This window comes from Variovorax sp. 20P10.2.4 (genome assembly GCF_058244205.1).
In genome coordinates this window covers 1-4,274 of record NZ_JBZAYE010000617.1, presented here as the reverse complement: position 1 = coordinate 4,274, position 4,274 = coordinate 1, and the positions used below count along the sequence as shown (strand labels likewise).

Genomic DNA, 4,274 nt, shown 5'->3' with positions numbered 1-4,274 from the left:
GCTCACCGGCTGGTGAGCGGCCGCGTCAGCGCACGCTGGCCGCTTCGCGCAGCGTCTCGAGGAAGCTGCGCCGCCACCAGTGGATGTCCTGCTCGCGGATGCGCGAGAGCAGTGCCTGGTGCCGCTCGCGCCGTTCCTCCAGCGGCATCTGCAGCGCCTGCTGCACCGTCTCGGCCGTGCCGTGGGTGTCGTAGGGATTGACCAGCAGCGCTTCCTTCATCTGCTCGGCCGCGCCCGCGAAGCGCGACAGCACCAGCACGCCGGGGTCGGCCGGGTCCTGCGCCGCCACGTACTCCTTGGCGACCAGGTTCATGCCGTCGCGCAGCGGCGTCACCAGGCCCACGGCCGCGGCGCGGCACAGGCCCGGCACGCGCTTGCGCGCGACCATGCGGTGGATGTAGCGCACCGGCATCCAGTCGAGCTCGCCGTAGTCGCCGTTGATGGCGCCGCACAGCGACTCGAGCTCGCGCCGGATGTCGGCATAGGCATCGACCGTCTCGCGCGTGGGCGAGGCGATCTGGATCAGCGTGGCGCTGCGCCGGTTCTCGGGGTAGTGGGCCAGCAGCTCGCGGAAGGCGCGCACCCGGTTCGGGATGCCCTTGGAGTAGTCGAGCCGGTCGATGCCCAGCAGCAGCCGGCGCTGCGAGTACTCGCGCTTCATGGTCTCGTACATGTCGCGCGCTTCCTTGGCATGGGTGAGCGCCGCGAACTCGTCGACGTCGATGCCGATCGGGAACGCCGCCGCGCGCACCGTGTTGCCGTAGGCGCGGTACATCTCGCCGCCCAGGCTCTCGCCCTTGGCCTCGTTGTGCACGTAGTGCTCGAAGTGCTGCACGTCCTGCTGGGCCTGGAAGCCGATCAGGTCGTAGGCGAACAGCGAGCGCATCAGCCATTCGTGCTGCGGGATCGCCGCCATGATGATCTGCGGCGGCAGCGGGATGTGCAGGAAGAAGCCGATGCGCTGCTTGCAGCCCATGGCGCGCAGCTCGGCCGCCAGCGGGATCAGGTGGTAGTCGTGGACCCAGATGACGTCGTCGTCCTTCAGCAGCGGCATCAGCTTGCGCGCGAACAGCTGGTTCACGCGCCGGTAGCCGCCGATGAAGTTGGCGTCGAAATGGGCCAGGTCGAGCCGGTCGTGGAACACCGGCCACAGCACGTCGTTGCTGTAGCCGAGGTAGTAGCTGTCGTGGTCCTCGCGGCTCAGGTCGATGGTGGCCAGCGTGACCTTGCCGGCCTGCTGGCGCCGCAGCTCGCCCTCGCCGGTCGGGCCGCCCTCGACGATCTGGCCGCTCCAGCCGAACCACATGCCGCCCGACTGCTGCAGGCTCTCGCCGAGCGCCACGGCCAGGCCGCCGGCGGCGGGCTTGCGCGGGTCGGCCACGCGGTTGGAGATGACGACGAGGCGGCTCATATCGCTGAATCCCAAGGAGCGGAGAGACGCATCGCCGCGTTGATGATGCCGACCATCGAGTAGGTCTGCGGGAAGTTGCCCCACATCTCGCCCGTGACCGGGTGCGTGTCCTCGGACAGCAGCCCGAGCGGATTGCGCGCGGCCAGCATGGTCTCGAAGATCTGGCGCGCCTCGGCCTTGCGGCCGATCTTCGCGAGCGCGTCGATGCGCCAGAAGGTGCAGATGTTGAACGCGGTCTCGGGCTTGCCGAAGTCGTCGGCCGCCTCGTAGCGGCGCATGTAGGGGCCGTCGCACAGCGACTTCTCCATCGCGTCGACGGTCGAGACGAAGCGCGGATCGCGCGCGTCGATCAGCCCCACCTCGGCCATCAGCAGGATGCTGGCGTCGAGCTCGCGGCCGCCGAAGCTCTCGGCGAAGGCCTGGCGCTCCTCGCTCCACGACTTGGCGAGGATCTCCTCGCGCATGCGCGAGGCATGGCCGTGCCAGTAGGCGGCGCGCTCGGCGAAGTTGATGCGGTTCTCCGCGGGCTTGCCCGAGGCGGCGGCCTCGGCGCGCGCGGTCTTGTCGAGCGCGCGCGCGATCTTCGCGAGCCGGTCGCAGGCGGCCCAGCTCATGAGCGCCGAGCTGGTGTGCACGCGCGCGCGGGTGCGCAGCTCCCACATGCCGGCGTCGGGCGTGCCGTAGACCGCGATCGCGCGCTCGCCCACGGCCTCGAGGTGCGGAAACTCCGCCTCGCCCGCGCGCTGCAGCAGCCGGTGGTCGTGGAAGGCCTGCGCGGCGCCCAGCACGATGTTGCCGTAGACGTCGTGCTGGAAGTGCTCCTGCGCCTGGTTGCCCACGCGCACCGGGCCCATGCCGCGGTAGCCGGGCAGGGTCTCGACGAAGGACTCGGGCAGCTCGCGCTCCAGGCCGATGCCGTACAGCGGCTGGATGTGCTCGCCGTGCGAGCCGATCACCACGTTGCCGAGCCAGCGCAGGTAGTCCTCCATGGTGCCGACCTCGCTCAGCGAGTTGAGCGCGCGCACCACGAAGAAGGCATCGCGCAGCCAGCAGTAGCGGTAGTCCCAGTTGCGCTGGCTGTCGGGCGCCTCGGGGATGCTGGTGGTCATCGCGGCCACGATGGCGCCGGTGTCCTCGTACAGCGACATCTTCAGCGTGATGGCCGCGCGGATCACCGCGTCCTGGTACTCGAAGGGGATCGCGAGCCGCTTCGACCAGACGCGCCAGTAGGCGATGGTCTCCTGCTCGAAGCGGCGCGCGGTGTCGGCGATGCCGTCGAGCAGGGTCTCGTCGACGCCGAACATGAAGTTGTATTCGCGCGAGACCACGAAGGGCTGGCGCGCGAGGATGTGCGAGATCGAGGCGTCGGTGTTCAGCCTGAGCGTGACGTCGGGGCCGACGTAGCGGATGTGGTTGCTGCCGCGCGTGACCTCCACCGGCTCGGTCGCGCCCCACTGGAAGCGCGGGTCGAGCGCCACGCGCATGCGCGGCGCGCCGGCGATCGGGCGCACGCGGCGCACCAGCATCAGCGGGCGGAAGTAGCGCGCGCGGCTGTAGAAGCGCGGCGCGAAGTCGGTGATCTCGATGCCCTGGCCCGCGCTGTCGAACAGCTGGGTGCGCAGCACGGCGGTGTTCGGCTCGTACCACTGCCTGGCTTCGGCGAAGTCCTCGATCTCGAAGCCCCAGGCCGCGCCGCCTTCGCCCGGATGCAGCAGGGCGTTGAACACCGGGTCGCCGTCGAAGCGCGGCAGGCAGCACCAGACCACGCGTGCGCGCGCATCGACCAGCGCGCTGAAGGCGCAGTTGCCGATCACGCCGAGGTTGAGCGAGCAGTCGGCCGGGCGCGGAAATTCGCGCGGCTTGGGCGCGGCGGCCGTGCGTTCGTCGACCGGCGCATCGTCGTCGGGGCCGGCCGCGCCGGCCACCGCTTCGCCGCCGCGGTCCTCGGGGGCCTTCTGGAGCTGCCGTGCTTGCGGATCGTCGTGCCGCCCGGCCGGGACTTGTTGTTGTTCTTCCTGCTGGGTGTCGCTCATGCGGGATTCCTTGGCGAAGCTTCTTCGGGAGCGGGGGAGGGCGCGTTCGCGAGCTGGTCGCGCGCCTGCACCAGCCATTCGTAGACGGCGCGCGGCGACTCGAGCCGGTGCAGTGCGAGGCTCGGACCCGAGCCGACCTTGATGCCGACGCCGCCGCGCGGCTGCACCACGGCGAAGCCGCTCTCGTCGGTGGTGTCGTCGCCCGCGAACACCGGCACGCGGCCCGCGAACGGCGGCTCGTGCATGAAGGCGTCGATGGCGATGCCCTTGTTGACGCCGGCGGGCTTGACCTCGAACACGAACTTGCCGTGCAGCAGCTCGAGCTGTGGCCGCTCGGCGATGGCGCGCGACATGGCGTCGCCGCACACGGCCTCGAGCTGCGGCGCGAGCCGGTAGTGCAGCGCGATGGCCGCGTGCTTGCGCTCGACCAGCAGGCCTTCGTGCACGCGCGCGAGCTCGTTGGCGATCTCGAGCACGGGCACCAGGTCGGGCGGATGCTGTTCCTGCATCGCGCCCTTGGCATCGCGGCGCTGCACGCCGTGCTCGCCCGCGGCCGGCAGGCGCAGTGGCGCGAGGAAGCGGTCGAGCACGTCGATCTGGCGGCCCGACACCACGGCGAGGGCGCCGCCGAGCAGGTCCTTGAGGTCGCCGAGCAGCGCGACCAGGGCAGGGGGGACTTCGATCGCCTCGGGCGTGGCCGCGAGGCCCACCAGGGTGCCGTCGAAATCGAGGAAGAGGGCCGCGTCCCGGCCCAGGGGAGGAGGCAGCGGATCGTTGCTGCGGATGGGATTGGACATCGTGAAAGACCTTAGCACGGCCCCCGCGCGCGC

3 protein-coding genes are annotated in these 4,274 nt (G+C 70.8%); all 3 read right to left on the bottom strand.

Annotation, left to right across the window (positions count from 1 at the left end):
• Window positions 1-25: 25 nt before the first annotated feature.
• From otsA to otsB, 3 genes are read right to left on the bottom strand one after another with little or no spacing between them, the layout of a single operon-like run.
• Complete coding sequence (otsA, locus tag AC27VN_RS34320; RefSeq protein ID WP_208507779.1) at window positions 26-1,411, bottom strand: alpha,alpha-trehalose-phosphate synthase (UDP-forming); 1,386 nt, start codon at window positions 1,409-1,411, stop codon at window positions 26-28.
• Window positions 1,408-3,444 carry a glycoside hydrolase family 15 protein gene (locus tag AC27VN_RS34315; protein WP_490879474.1) on the bottom strand — a complete coding sequence of 679 codons (2,037 nt, stop codon included), beginning with the start codon at window positions 3,442-3,444 and terminating at the stop codon, window positions 1,408-1,410. Before AC27VN_RS34315 ends, otsA begins: the two co-directional genes overlap by 4 nt.
• Window positions 3,441-4,241 carry a trehalose-phosphatase gene (otsB, locus tag AC27VN_RS34310; RefSeq protein WP_490879473.1) on the bottom strand — a complete coding sequence of 267 codons (801 nt, stop codon included), beginning with the start codon at window positions 4,239-4,241 and terminating at the stop codon, window positions 3,441-3,443. Before otsB ends, AC27VN_RS34315 begins: the two co-directional genes overlap by 4 nt.
• Between the last annotated feature and the right edge of the window lie 33 nt (window positions 4,242-4,274).